The sequence below is a fragment of the Streptococcus pyogenes genome, assembly GCF_002055535.1.
Classification (GTDB): Bacteria; Bacillota; Bacilli; order Lactobacillales; family Streptococcaceae; genus Streptococcus; species Streptococcus pyogenes.
The window spans coordinates 21,779-34,297 of record NZ_LN831034.1 but is presented as its reverse complement, the minus strand read 5'-3'; the positions used below and the strand labels follow the sequence as shown (position 1 = coordinate 34,297).

General features: G+C 43.7%; 4 protein-coding genes, 27 tRNA genes, 4 rRNA genes and 1 pseudogene. 2 read left to right on the top strand and 34 right to left on the bottom strand.

Annotation, left to right across the window (positions count from 1 at the left end):
- Window positions 1-11: 11 nt before the first annotated feature.
- The 3 genes from recO to pcsB form a co-directional block, all read right to left on the bottom strand.
- Complete coding sequence (gene recO / locus B6D67_RS00250; protein WP_002986719.1) at window positions 12-767, bottom strand: DNA repair protein RecO; 756 nt, start codon at window positions 765-767, stop codon at window positions 12-14.
- A 185-nt stretch (window positions 768-952) separates the two neighbouring features.
- Window positions 953-1,915, bottom strand: a complete 963-nt coding sequence (locus B6D67_RS00245; RefSeq protein ID WP_002986722.1) for a ribose-phosphate diphosphokinase — start codon at window positions 1,913-1,915, stop codon at window positions 953-955.
- Window positions 1,916-2,167: 252 nt separating this feature from the next.
- Window positions 2,168-3,364 (bottom strand): peptidoglycan hydrolase PcsB, encoded by a 1,197-nt coding sequence (pcsB, locus tag B6D67_RS00240; protein WP_010921769.1) that lies wholly within the window; start codon window positions 3,362-3,364, stop codon window positions 2,168-2,170.
- Between the two features lie 746 nt (window positions 3,365-4,110).
- On the opposite strand from pcsB, the gene B6D67_RS10595 reads away from it, so the two are divergent.
- Together B6D67_RS10595 and B6D67_RS10590 are read left to right on the top strand one after the other, a co-directional pair.
- On the top strand, window positions 4,111-4,392 hold the full coding sequence (locus B6D67_RS10595) for a transposase (RefSeq protein WP_111689438.1): 282 nt from the start codon (window positions 4,111-4,113) through the stop codon (window positions 4,390-4,392).
- A 155-nt stretch (window positions 4,393-4,547) separates the two neighbouring features.
- Window positions 4,548-4,754 (top strand): annotated as a pseudogene (locus B6D67_RS10590) (hypothetical protein); the annotation flags it as partial.
- A gap of 83 nt (window positions 4,755-4,837) precedes the next feature.
- On the opposite strand, the gene B6D67_RS00235 reads toward B6D67_RS10590, so the two are convergent.
- The 31 genes from B6D67_RS00235 to rrf (B6D67_RS00085) form a co-directional block, all read right to left on the bottom strand.
- Window positions 4,838-4,925 (bottom strand) — tRNA-Ser (locus B6D67_RS00235).
- Between the two features lie 9 nt (window positions 4,926-4,934).
- Window positions 4,935-5,008, bottom strand: a tRNA-Ile gene (locus tag B6D67_RS00230).
- Window positions 5,009-5,042: 34 nt separating this feature from the next.
- Window positions 5,043-5,113 (bottom strand) — tRNA-Gly (locus B6D67_RS00225).
- Between the two features lie 12 nt (window positions 5,114-5,125).
- Window positions 5,126-5,198: transfer RNA gene (locus tag B6D67_RS00220), tRNA-Phe, on the bottom strand.
- Window positions 5,199-5,218: 20 nt separating this feature from the next.
- A tRNA-Met gene (locus B6D67_RS00215) sits at window positions 5,219-5,292 on the bottom strand.
- A gap of 9 nt (window positions 5,293-5,301) precedes the next feature.
- Window positions 5,302-5,391: transfer RNA gene (locus tag B6D67_RS00210), tRNA-Ser, on the bottom strand.
- A gap of 22 nt (window positions 5,392-5,413) precedes the next feature.
- Window positions 5,414-5,487: transfer RNA gene (locus tag B6D67_RS00205), tRNA-Ile, on the bottom strand.
- A 20-nt stretch (window positions 5,488-5,507) separates the two neighbouring features.
- Window positions 5,508-5,581 (bottom strand) — tRNA-Met (locus B6D67_RS00200).
- Window positions 5,582-5,586: 5 nt separating this feature from the next.
- Window positions 5,587-5,660 (bottom strand) — tRNA-Pro (locus B6D67_RS00195).
- A gap of 6 nt (window positions 5,661-5,666) precedes the next feature.
- Window positions 5,667-5,740, bottom strand: a tRNA-Arg gene (locus B6D67_RS00190).
- Window positions 5,741-5,756: 16 nt separating this feature from the next.
- Window positions 5,757-5,841 (bottom strand) — tRNA-Leu (locus tag B6D67_RS00185).
- Window positions 5,842-5,849: 8 nt separating this feature from the next.
- Window positions 5,850-5,921, bottom strand: a tRNA-Gly gene (locus B6D67_RS00180).
- Between the two features lie 12 nt (window positions 5,922-5,933).
- Window positions 5,934-6,006: transfer RNA gene (locus B6D67_RS00175), tRNA-Thr, on the bottom strand.
- Between the two features lie 10 nt (window positions 6,007-6,016).
- Window positions 6,017-6,098: transfer RNA gene (locus B6D67_RS00170), tRNA-Leu, on the bottom strand.
- A gap of 5 nt (window positions 6,099-6,103) precedes the next feature.
- Window positions 6,104-6,176, bottom strand: a tRNA-Lys gene (locus B6D67_RS00165).
- A gap of 31 nt (window positions 6,177-6,207) precedes the next feature.
- Window positions 6,208-6,280, bottom strand: a tRNA-Asp gene (locus B6D67_RS00160).
- Window positions 6,281-6,297: 17 nt separating this feature from the next.
- Window positions 6,298-6,370 (bottom strand) — tRNA-Val (locus tag B6D67_RS00155).
- Between the two features lie 17 nt (window positions 6,371-6,387).
- A 5S ribosomal RNA gene (rrf, locus tag B6D67_RS00150) occupies window positions 6,388-6,503 on the bottom strand.
- 85 nt (window positions 6,504-6,588) lie between these two features.
- Window positions 6,589-9,491, bottom strand: a 23S ribosomal RNA gene (locus B6D67_RS00145).
- 298 nt (window positions 9,492-9,789) lie between these two features.
- Window positions 9,790-9,862: transfer RNA gene (locus B6D67_RS00140), tRNA-Ala, on the bottom strand.
- Window positions 9,863-9,913: 51 nt separating this feature from the next.
- A 16S ribosomal RNA gene (locus B6D67_RS00135) occupies window positions 9,914-11,462 on the bottom strand.
- Window positions 11,463-11,587: 125 nt separating this feature from the next.
- Window positions 11,588-11,661, bottom strand: a tRNA-Pro gene (locus B6D67_RS00130).
- A gap of 6 nt (window positions 11,662-11,667) precedes the next feature.
- Window positions 11,668-11,741 (bottom strand) — tRNA-Arg (locus B6D67_RS00125).
- A gap of 16 nt (window positions 11,742-11,757) precedes the next feature.
- Window positions 11,758-11,842: transfer RNA gene (locus B6D67_RS00120), tRNA-Leu, on the bottom strand.
- 8 nt (window positions 11,843-11,850) lie between these two features.
- A tRNA-Gly gene (locus tag B6D67_RS00115) sits at window positions 11,851-11,922 on the bottom strand.
- A gap of 12 nt (window positions 11,923-11,934) precedes the next feature.
- Window positions 11,935-12,007: transfer RNA gene (locus B6D67_RS00110), tRNA-Thr, on the bottom strand.
- Window positions 12,008-12,017: 10 nt separating this feature from the next.
- Window positions 12,018-12,099, bottom strand: a tRNA-Leu gene (locus B6D67_RS00105).
- A 5-nt stretch (window positions 12,100-12,104) separates the two neighbouring features.
- Window positions 12,105-12,177: transfer RNA gene (locus tag B6D67_RS00100), tRNA-Lys, on the bottom strand.
- 31 nt (window positions 12,178-12,208) lie between these two features.
- Window positions 12,209-12,281 (bottom strand) — tRNA-Asp (locus B6D67_RS00095).
- A 17-nt stretch (window positions 12,282-12,298) separates the two neighbouring features.
- A tRNA-Val gene (locus tag B6D67_RS00090) sits at window positions 12,299-12,371 on the bottom strand.
- Between the two features lie 17 nt (window positions 12,372-12,388).
- A 5S ribosomal RNA gene (gene rrf / locus B6D67_RS00085) occupies window positions 12,389-12,504 on the bottom strand.
- Together the 16S, 23S and 5S rRNA genes with 27 tRNA genes alongside form the textbook arrangement of a ribosomal RNA operon.
- Window positions 12,505-12,519 lie beyond the last annotated feature (15 nt).

Below are 12,519 nucleotides of genomic sequence, written 5' to 3'. Positions count from 1 at the left end.
AAGAGACCCTATCATTTCATAATATCTCCCCACTTAACTAAATTATCAATGAATGTTTTACTTTTTAATTTGATTCCTACATAGTCGTGATACAACTCATCAATGAACTGACGAAGCTTCTTTTTGATGTCTTTATTCAATGAAATAGTTCTCAAATCATCAAATGTGATTTTTTGAAATCGACTCAACAAGTAGATAACATTTGGATCTAAATGATTACGTCGGTTGTCTTTGTAATAATGTTCAGAACAAAGTACAGCTGAAAAACGATGGGAAAAATCAAGCGGTAAATCAGTGCGATGACAAATGGCACACTCATGAAAGTTTAGACTAATACCAAAACGATCTAATATCTGAATTTCAAAAATATTTGTCAAAATTTCATAATCTAGGCCCTCTTCCATCAAATCAAGTGTTTTTTTCAAAAACGTAAACAAATGCGAATCTGATTCATTATCTGCAATCGCAGCATCAGCTAATGCTAAGACATAACTAGCATAGGCTAATCGAAAAATATCATTATTAATATACCGATAAGTGTTAACGTTACTATAGTCAACAACATAAGACAAGCCTGTATCATTTAACTTGAAAATAAAATCAGCAATCGTTAGTGGTTGAATGATTGAGGACATTTTGGAACGACTAATATGTTTCACGAAAAACATCTGCTTACCTGCTACTTCAGTAAATATTTTGACTAATTTATCATCTTCTCGATAATTCCTATTAAAAAGAACGATGCCTAGTGATTCTGTTAGTTGCATATTACCTCGTCGTATTTTTCTCTTACCTTTTATCTTAGTTTACAATAAACTGTTGTTATCTTTCTTATTATACCCAAAATCCTTTAGAATTGCATAGTTCATCCCACAATAATTAATACCACATTACCCTTACATTTTATTCAAGTCAAAAAGCCCGAGATCTATTATCTCAGGCTTCGTTAAGTTTAATTGCCCATCTCAAATAAAGGTGACAACGGACGTTTTTCATGAATACGAATAATCGCTTCTGCAACCAAATCAGCAATTGAAATTTGTTCAATTTTATCAATAAGGCGTTCTTTTGGCAGATAAATAGTATCAAGAACAATTAGTTTTTCGATAGCCGAACGTTGAATATTATCAAGTGCTGGTCCAGAAAGAACGGGATGCGTACATGACGCATACACAGCTGTTGCCCCCGCTTCAGCAAGCGCATCTGCTGCATGGCAAATAGTCCCTGCGGTATCAATCATATCGTCAATCAAGATACATTTCTTCCCCGAAACATTTCCGATAATATTCATCACTTCACTGGTGTTCATCTTATCCACACTACGACGCTTATCGATAATTGCAATTGGTGTTTGGAGGAATTGTGCTAATTTACGCGCACGAGTCACACCACCATGGTCAGGACTAACAACGACAACATCTTCACCCACTAAACCATGACGATCAAAATAGTCTGCAATTAAAGGTGCACCCATCAAGTGATCAACTGGAATATCAAAGAACCCTTGAATTTGAGCAGCATGTAAATCAACCGTTAATAAGCGATCTACACCAGCAACTTCTAACATATTAGCAACTAATTTTGAAGTAATAGGTTCACGAGAACGCGCTTTACGGTCTTGGCGTGCATAGCCGTAGTAAGGCATCACAACTGAAATTTTTTCAGCACTAGCACGCTTTAAAGCATCGACCATAATCAAAATTTCCATTAAATTATCATTGACAGGTGAGCTAGTTGATTGCAAAATAAAGACATGATGACCACGAATTGATTCTTCAATATTTACTTGGATTTCACCATCTGAAAACTGGCGAACCGTAGACTTTCCAAGTTGAATACCCATTGCAGACGCAACTTTTTCTGCTAATTCCTTGTTTGACGATAAAGCAAACAATTTTAAATCAGAATAAGACATTTTTTCCTCCAAAGTTTTAATCCTATACCATTTTAACGCTTTTCAAGTGAATTATCAAATGAAATTGAAAAACCGTTAAAGAATGTATTAAATATACCTTTTATCGACTTTATATACTTCTCTTATATTATACATAAGCGATTGGCCAAACAACTCTCTTATAAATTAACTATATCGTCAATACTCTCAGAACTATTCCACAATAGGAGTAATCAAAAAGGTTAGAACAACTGTTCTAACCTAAATAATATGTTAGTGTGGATAAATAAATGTAACACCTGTTGGATTAAACCAGCCACGGTGGTCAGCAATGTACTGTCTACCACTGTAGTTAGACTCCATCACACGAATACTTGAGGCACTTTGAACCTCAACTACAACGGCGACATGTCCATAACCACCATCGTTCCAAACGGCAATCGCACCTACCATCGGCGTTGAACCAGTACGATAACCAGCTGCTTGAGCACTATAAGCCCATTGACCACCATTTCCCCAATTATTTCCTGCCCAAGGAGCTAAAGATTTAGCTCCCCATGTGCATTGTCCAACTGGATAAGTATTAGAAGAATCATATGATGTTTGTGGTCCTGCAGAAGGAGCTGCCGGAGCCGTGAGTGCAGCTGGTTCAATAGCATTACTACTTTGCGCTGCCGGAGTAGCTTGTGGTGCTGGAGTAATAGCAGATTTTGCTGCTTCAACAGATGCTGCTTGTTGTGCAGCCTGTTCTTGTGCCTTAACTTTAGCAGCCTGTTCTTGTGCTAAGGCTTCAGCAGCAGCTTTTTCTGCAGCTTCTTTTTGAGCTACCAAATTAGCTTTATCTTCAGTAGCAGATGCTAATTGGAGAGCTAAATTTGCAGTTGCAGCTACCAAATTAGCTTGTTGAGTACGTAATGTATTTTGGTTTTCTTCAGCCATTGCCATATTAGCGGCAATGGTATTAATAGCTGTTTGGTTAGCAGCTTGCTTTTCTTCAAGGGAAACTTTATCAGCTTTTTGTTGTTCTAACAATTTAGCGTTAGCAGAGACAGCTCTATTAATTGCTACTAAACGGTTTACAACATCAGAAATTGATTTAGAATTCAAAAGTGCATTAATATAACCAGAAGTTTCATTGTTTTTATAAGCACTACGAGCTTGATTTTTTAATTTTTCATTACGAGCAACAATTTGACTTGTTAGAGCCTTAATTTCTTGCTCAAATCGCTTTGAAAGCGCCTCAAGTTCTGTATTTCTTGCGGTCAGTTTATCTTGTTCAGATTGTAGTGAACTTACTTGAGCCTGTAACGCTGAAACTTGATTCTGTGCAGCTTTTTGCTCTGTAGTCAGATTTGAGATAATAGAATCTTGCTTAGCAATCTTAGTACTTAAATCCTCCGCTCCTACAGTTGTAGCTGCTCCGAGGGTAACACCACTTACAAGAACTGCTGATAAAATTCTTTTTTTCATAATAAAAAAACTACTCCTTTTCGATAAGACATCTTATATTTTACCAAAAAAAAAAGTATTTAATATTACGCAATTGTTACAGTTATATGTAATAAACAATAAAAATATTTTAGGGATTATCTTATAAAAGTAAAGCAGCCAAAAAGATATATCTTTCATTTAAAATAGAATACAGTAAAATCAATTTAAATACATAAAATTGTATAAAATTACACAAAAAGTTTGAATATTATATCTTAATAACGCTATAAGTAATACAAAATTGTTTATCTTCACTCAGACACCTTATCCTTCTTAGAATGAATTTTTAGTTACTTATCCACAGGTTAATAACTTCTTTTCGCCTAAAATATTATCCACAATAGTGACATTTTCTATTATCAGTTTATGCCTTTCCATTTTCCAATTAGAATATTAGACATCTTTTTTGACCTTATCATTATTAATATAAGTATAGTCAGACCTTGTTTTTTTATAAGCTAACTATCGAAAACTGGTCATCTATAAATCTTAGTATTCCATCACTCAATCACAATTCATAAAGACTCGCAAACTTTCACAACTTTTAATTCTATACTTTCTGTAGTAGGTAAATCCACCTCAAAGATTATAGAGTCTTTTTAAACATATATAAAAAGTTCCATATGACGATCTATAATGAAAAGCGACCAAACTATCATTTCAGAAAGACTCATATAGAATAATCCGATTATAGTATAATTTCATTAGGAATCTAAAACCTTAGCATCACGGTTTTAAATTATGTAAATGCTGGGGACGCAAAAAACATTCATAATCATCTCTTTCATTATACCAGACAGGTTAGAAGGCATGTCAAAGTTATTACCATAGGCATACTCAGTGCCCACTACTATGAGATTACTATGCTTTTTCTACAGGCTAAAATTATCCTCGATTGTTTTCATATCCCCCAACGTCTTAGACAAGCTATAACTCGCTTTCGTATCCGAATCATAAATACTTCTGCTATAAAACCTATCGCGTATAGAACTCTCAAACTTTACTGAAAACTCATACAGCATGATTCATGGAAGCTCATCAATAATAGCTTTATTGCCCAATTTTTCGTACGCCCATAACTAACATCTAGAAAAGAAAAGCTCTTACTCACAAGATCTCTGAATTTCAATAATTATTCCTAACTCTATCAACTCTTGCTCTTCCCATTTTTCAGACAATTTTTAAAATTTTTCTAAAAGAAAAGAACAAGATTAGCAATATACTTAAACTCAACTACTCTAAGGCCAAATTAGAAACAGTCAACAACCTTATCAAAGCCATGAAGTTAAATGTTTTACTCCTCTACAGTAGTCAAAGAGCCTATCATTTTAGTTATCGAAATAATGAACAATTTAAATATTCTATTTAGTTGGTTTTGAAGATTACAAAAAAAGACGATAACCGTCTTCTTTCCCCTTTATTTACAATTCATCCATTAATATGTTTACAAAACGGAGAATAAGGGATTCGAACCCTTGCGCCAGTTACCCGACCTAACGATTTAGCAAACCGTCCTCTTCAGCCTCTTGAGTAATTCTCCAAATATATATGGGCACGAGTGGACTCGAACCACCGACCTCACGCTTATCAGGCGTGCGCTCTAACCACCTGAGCTACGCGCCCAAGCTTTTATTGATATAGCTTGGGAAAACTATAAAGCGGGTGACGAGAATCGAACTCGCGACAACAGCTTGGAAGGCTGTAGTTTTACCACTAAACTACACCCGCAATATGATAACATGGCGCGAGACGGAATCGAACCGCCGACACATGGAGCTTCAATCCATTGCTCTACCAACTGAGCTACCGAGCCAACAACTACATACTTATGTATTGCGGGAGCAGGATTTGAACCTACGACCTTCGGGTTATGAGCCCGACGAGCTACCTAACTGCTCCATCCCGCGATAGTTAAAAGGAGGATGTGGGATTCGAACCCACGCACGCTTTTACACGCCTGACGGTTTTCAAGACCGTTCCCTTCAGCCGGACTTGGGTAATCCTCCAAAATAATGATTATCTATGATATGGACCTTGTAGGACTCGAACCTACGACCGCTCGGTTATGAGCCGAGTGCTCTAACCAGTTGAGCTAAAGGTCCCAAGTCATCCATAAAAATAATAGCGGCGAAGGGGATCGAACCCCCGACCTCCCGGGTATGAACCGGACGCTCTAGCCAGCTGAGCTACACCGCCATTAATCGGGAAGACAGGATTCGAACCTGCGACACCTTGGTCCCAAACCAAGTACTCTACCAAGCTGAGCTACTTCCCGAACTGATGCACCCTAGAGGAGTCGAACCTCTAACCGCCTGATTCGTAGTCAGGTACTCTATCCAGTTGAGCTAAGGGTGCTATTTCAAAAAATTAATGCCGAGGACCGGAATCGAACCGGTACGATGTAAACCATCGCAGGATTTTAAGTCCTGTGCGTCTGCCAGTTCCGCCACCCCGGCTCCTCAAAAGCGAACGACGGGATTCGAACCCGCGACCCCCACCTTGGCAAGGTGATGTTCTACCACTGAACTACGTTCGCAACTAATCTCAATGCCGGCTACATGACTTGAACACGCGACCCTCTGATTACAAATCAGATGCTCTACCAACTGAGCTAAGCCGGCTAATCTTTTATGCGGGTTAAGGGACTTGAACCCCCACGCCGTTAAGCGCCAGATCCTAAATCTGGTGCGTCTGCCAATTCCGCCAAACCCGCTTTTATGACCCGTACTGGGCTCGAACCAGTGACCCATTGATTAAAAGTCAATTGCTCTACCAACTGAGCTAACGAGTCTTTCCTTCAAAAAATATGACTACTCTTTGAACGGTCCCGACGGGAATCGAACCCGCGATCTTCGCCGTGACAGGGCGACGTGATAACCGCTACACTACGGGACCTGTATTTTCCAATACTATGGGAGTTAACGGGATCGAACCGCTGACCCTCTGCTTGTAAGGCAGATGCTCTCCCAGCTGAGCTAAACTCCCATTGAGTGTGTCATTAAGCTAAGCGACTACCTTATCTCACAGGGGGCAACCCCCAACTACATCAGGCGTTCTAGGGCTTAACTGCTGTGTTCGGCATGGGTACAGGTGTATCTCCTAGGCTATCGTCACTTAACTTGTAAATGTGCTATTTTCATAACCCACTCAAAATTGAATATCTATAGTCTAACAAGAATCCGTAACGTTGTCAATATTTCTTTTTGGATAAGTCCTCGAGCTATTAGTATTAGTCCGCTACATGTATCGCTACACTTACACTCCTAACCTATCTACCTGATCATCTCTCAGGGCTCTTACTGATATAAAATCATGGGAAATCTCATCTTGAGGGGGGCTTCGCACTTAGATGCTTTCAGCGCTTATCCCTTCCCTACATAGCTACCCAGCGATGCCTTTGGCAAGACAACTGGTACACCAGCGGTAAGTCCACTCTGGTCCTCTCGTACTAGGAGCAGATCCTCTCAAATTTCCTACGCCCGCGACGGATAGGGACCGAACTGTCTCACGACGTTCTGAACCCAGCTCGCGTGCCGCTTTAATGGGCGAACAGCCCAACCCTTGGGACCGACTACAGCCCCAGGATGCGACGAGCCGACATCGAGGTGCCAAACCTCCCCGTCGATGTGAACTCTTGGGGGAGATAAGCCTGTTATCCCCAGGGTAGCTTTTATCCGTTGAGCGATGGCCCTTCCATTCGGTACCACCGGATCACTAAGCCCGACTTTCGTCCCTGCTCGAGTTGTAGCTCTCGCAGTCAAGCTCCCTTATACCTTTACACTCTGCGATTGATTTCCAACCAATCTGAGGGAACCTTTGGGCGCCTCCGTTACTCTTTAGGAGGCGACCGCCCCAGTCAAACTGCCCGTCAGACACTGTCTCCGATAGGGATAACCTATCTGGGTTAGAGTAGCCATAACACAAGGGTAGTATCCCAACAACGCCTCATTCGAAACTGGCGTCCCGAAGTCAATGGCTCCTACCTATCCTGTACATGTGGTACAGATACTCAATATCAAACTGCAGTAAAGCTCCATGGGGTCTTTCCGTCCTGTCGCGGGTAACCTGCATCTTCACAGGTACTAAAATTTCACCGAGTCTCTCGTTGAGACAGTGCCCAAATCATTACGCCTTTCGTGCGGGTCGGAACTTACCCGACAAGGAATTTCGCTACCTTAGGACCGTTATAGTTACGGCCGCCGTTTACTGGGGCTTCAATTCAGATCTTCGCTTGCGCTAAACCCTCCTCTTAACCTTCCAGCACCGGGCAGGCGTCACCCCCTATACATCATCTTACGATTTAGCAGAGAGCTGTGTTTTTGATAAACAGTTGCTTGGGCCTATTCACTGCGGCTGACCTAAGTCAGCACCCCTTCTCCCGAAGTTACGGGGTCATTTTGCCGAGTTCCTTAACGAGAGTTCTCTCGATCACCTGAGGCTACTCGCCTCGACTACCTGTGTCGGTTTGCGGTACGGGTAGAGTATCATTAAACGCTAGAAGCTTTTCTTGGCAGTGTGACATCACTAACTTCGCTACTAAAATTCGCTCCCCATCACAGCTCAATGTTATAAAGATAAGCATTTGACTCATCTTACACCTCACTGCTTAGCCGGACTCTTCCAATCGTCCGGTTTAGTTAGCCTACTGCGTCCCTCCATCACTATATACTCTAGTACAGGAATATCAACCTGTTGGCCATCGGATACACCTTTCGGTCTCTCCTTAGGTCCCGACTAACCCAGGGCGGACGAGCCTTCCCCTGGAAACCTTAGTCTTACGGTGGACAGGATTCTCACCTGTCTTTCGCTACTCATACCGGCATTCTCACTTCTATGCGTTCCAGCGCTCCTCACGGTACACCTTCTTCACACATAGAACGCTCTCCTACCATGACACTTTTGTGTCATCCACAGCTTCGGTAAACTGTTTTAGCCCCGGTACATTTTCGGCGCAGGGTCACTCGACTAGTGAGCTATTACGCACTCTTTGAATGAATAGCTGCTTCTAAGCTAACATCCTAGTTGTCTGTGCAACCCCACATCCTTTTCCACTTAACAGTTATTTTGGGACCTTAGCTGGTGGTCTGGGCTGTTTCCCTTTCGACTACGGATCTTAGCACTCGCAGTCTGACTGCCGATGATATCTCGTTGGCATTCGGAGTTTATCTGAGATTGGTAATCCGAGATGGACCCCTCACCCAAACAGTGCTCTACCTCCAAGAGACTTAACATCGACGCTAGCCCTAAAGCTATTTCGGAGAGAACCAGCTATCTCCAAGTTCGTTTGGAATTTCTCCGCTACCCACAAGTCATCCAAGCACTTTTCAACGTGCCCTGGTTCGGTCCTCCAGTGAGTTTTACCTCACCTTCAACCTGCTCATGGGTAGGTCACATGGTTTCGGGTCTACAACATGATACTAAATCGCCCTATTAAGACTCGGTTTCCCTACGGCTCCGTCTCTTCAACTTAACCTCGCATCATATCGTAACTCGCCGGTTCATTCTACAAAAGGCACGCTCTCACCCATTAACGGGCTCGAACTTGTTGTAGGCACACGGTTTCAGGTTCTATTTCACTCCCCTCCCGGGGTGCTTTTCACCTTTCCCTCACGGTACTGGTTCACTATCGGTCACTAGAGAGTATTTAGGGTTGGGAGATGGTCCTCCCAGATTCCAACGAGATTTCACGTGTCTCGCCGTACTCAGGATACTGCTAGGGCTCAAAAGAATTTTAAATACGAGGCTTTTACTCTCTTTGGCTTACCTTCCCAGGTAATTCTTCTATCCTTTTAAAGTCCCACGTCGCAGTCCTACAACCCCGAAGTGTAAACACTTCGGTTTGCCCTCCTGCCGTTTCGCTCGCCGCTACTAAGGCAATCGCGTTTGCTTTCTCTTCCTGCAGCTACTTAGATGTTTCAGTTCACTGCGTCTTCCTTCTCATAACCTTAACAGTTATGGATACTAACCATTAGTTAGTGGGTTCCCCCATTCGGACATCTCTGGATCAGCGCTTACTTACAGCTCCCCAAAGCATTTCGTCGTTTGTCACGTCCTTCTTCGGCTTCTAGTGCCAAGGCATCCACCGTGCGCCCTTATTAACTTAACCTTATTAACCTAGTTTTTTTAAACTAGAAAACTTATTAAATAGTCACAGCGTTTTCGGTTTATTTTCTTGTTACTTTTCTACAATCTATTTCTAGATCGTGGAATTTGATATAGATATTCAATTTTCAATGGACTATTATATAGGATACTAAGCAACGCTCGCTTTAGCGAAACTTCTGTAGAAAATTAGGAATCTGACCATGTGGGCCTTGCACACAAGGGAAGATTGTCCATTTTCCTAGGAAGTGAGTTGCGTGTTCAACTTCACTTGTATTAAGTTTAGTAGGATTGTATCCTGATGGAGCCTAGCGGGATCGAACCGCTGACCTCCTGCGTGCAAAGCAGGCGCTCTCCCAGCTGAGCTAAGGCCCCACAAGACCTCTCAAAACTAAATAAGACGATAAACGTGTTCCATTTCCTTAGAAAGGAGGTGATCCAGCCGCACCTTCCGATACGGCTACCTTGTTACGACTTCACCCCAATCATCTATCCCACCTTAGGCGGCTGGCTCCTAATAGGTTACCTCACCGACTTCGGGTGTTACAAACTCTCGTGGTGTGACGGGCGGTGTGTACAAGGCCCGGGAACGTATTCACCGCGGCGTGCTGATCCGCGATTACTAGCGATTCCGACTTCATGTAGGCGAGTTGCAGCCTACAATCCGAACTGAGATTGGCTTTAAGAGATTAGCTTGCCGTCACCGGCTTGCGACTCGTTGTACCAACCATTGTAGCACGTGTGTAGCCCAGGTCATAAGGGGCATGATGATTTGACGTCATCCCCACCTTCCTCCGGTTTATTACCGGCAGTCTCGCTAGAGTGCCCAACTTAATGATGGCAACTAACAATAGGGGTTGCGCTCGTTGCGGGACTTAACCCAACATCTCACGACACGAGCTGACGACAACCATGCACCACCTGTCACCGATGTACCGAAGTAAAACTCTATCTCTAGAGCGGGCATCGGGATGTCAAGACCTGGTAAGGTTCTTCGCGTTGCTTCGAATTAAACCACATGCTCCACCGCTTGTGCGGGCCCCCGTCAATTCCTTTGAGTTTCAACCTTGCGGTCGTACTCCCCAGGCGGAGTGCTTAATGCGTTAGCTCCGGCACTAAGCCCCGGAAAGGGCCTAACACCTAGCACTCATCGTTTACGGCGTGGACTACCAGGGTATCTAATCCTGTTTGCTCCCCACGCTTTCGAGCCTCAGCGTCAGTTACAGACCAGAGAGCCGCTTTCGCCACCGGTGTTCCTCCATATATCTACGCATTTCACCGCTACACATGGAATTCCACTCTCCCCTTCTGCACTCAAGTTCTCCAGTTTCCAAAGCGTACATTGGTTGAGCCAATGCCTTTAACTTCAGACTTAAAAAACCGCCTGCGCTCGCTTTACGCCCAATAAATCCGGACAACGCTCGGGACCTACGTATTACCGCGGCTGCTGGCACGTAGTTAGCCGTCCCTTTCTGGTTAGTTACCGTCACTTGGTGGATTTTCCACTCCCACCATCATTCTTCTCTAACAACAGAGCTTTACGATCCGAAAACCTTCTTCACTCACGCGGCGTTGCTCGGTCAGGGTTGCCCCCATTGCCGAAGATTCCCTACTGCTGCCTCCCGTAGGAGTCTGGGCCGTGTCTCAGTCCCAGTGTGGCCGATCACCCTCTCAGGTCGGCTATGTATCGTCGCCTTGGTGAGCCTTTACCTCACCAACTAGCTAATACAACGCAGGTCCATCTCATAGTGGAGCAATTGCCCCTTTTAAATTACTAACATGCGTTAGTCTCTCTTATGCGGTATTAGCTATCGTTTCCAATAGTTATCCCCCGCTATGAGGTAGGTTACCTACGCGTTACTCACCCGTTCGCAACTCCTTGAACCGGTGCAAGCACCAGTTCTCAGCGTTCTACTTGCATGTATTAGGCACGCCGCCAGCGTTCGTCCTGAGCCAGGATCAAACTCTCTTTAATTTGCGTTTGAACTTACTCGTTCCTTCTGTCGCTGACAGATTTATTTCTCGTTTCTTGACGGGTAATATGTCTCCATATCACCCTCACGTTTGGTTCGTCTTATTCAGTTCTCAAAGGTCTTCTAATCGGGAAGACAGGATTCGAACCTGCGACACCTTGGTCCCAAACCAAGTACTCTACCAAGCTGAGCTACTTCCCGAACTGATGCACCCTAGAGGAGTCGAACCTCTAACCGCCTGATTCGTAGTCAGGTACTCTATCCAGTTGAGCTAAGGGTGCTATTTCAAAAAATTAATGCCGAGGACCGGAATCGAACCGGTACGATGTAAACCATCGCAGGATTTTAAGTCCTGTGCGTCTGCCAGTTCCGCCACCCCGGCTCCTCAAAAGCGAACGACGGGATTCGAACCCGCGACCCCCACCTTGGCAAGGTGATGTTCTACCACTGAACTACGTTCGCAACTAATCTCAATGCCGGCTACATGACTTGAACACGCGACCCTCTGATTACAAATCAGATGCTCTACCAACTGAGCTAAGCCGGCTAATCTTTTATGCGGGTTAAGGGACTTGAACCCCCACGCCGTTAAGCGCCAGATCCTAAATCTGGTGCGTCTGCCAATTCCGCCAAACCCGCTTTTATGACCCGTACTGGGCTCGAACCAGTGACCCATTGATTAAAAGTCAATTGCTCTACCAACTGAGCTAACGAGTCTTTCCTTCAAAAAATATGACTACTCTTTGAACGGTCCCGACGGGAATCGAACCCGCGATCTTCGCCGTGACAGGGCGACGTGATAACCGCTACACTACGGGACCTGTATTTTCCAATACTATGGGAGTTAACGGGATCGAACCGCTGACCCTCTGCTTGTAAGGCAGATGCTCTCCCAGCTGAGCTAAACTCCCATTGAGTGTGTCATTAAGCTAAGCGACTACCTTATCTCACAGGGGGCAACCCCCAACTACATCAGGCGTTCTAGGGCTTAACTGCTGTGTTCGGCATGGGTACAGGTGTATCTCCTAGGCTATCGTCACTTAACTTGTAAATGTGCTA

What these genes read in the sequence shown, in the direction of transcription:
- recO (WP_002986719.1), bottom strand. Translation starts at nt 767, where the DNA reads ATGCAACTAACAGAATCACTAGGCATCGTTCTTTTTAATAGGAATTAT.
- B6D67_RS00245 (WP_002986722.1), bottom strand. Translation starts at nt 1,915, where the DNA reads ATGTCTTATTCTGATTTAAAATTGTTTGCTTTATCGTCAAACAAGGAA.
- pcsB (WP_010921769.1), bottom strand. Translation starts at nt 3,364, where the DNA reads ATGAAAAAAAGAATTTTATCAGCAGTTCTTGTAAGTGGTGTTACCCTC.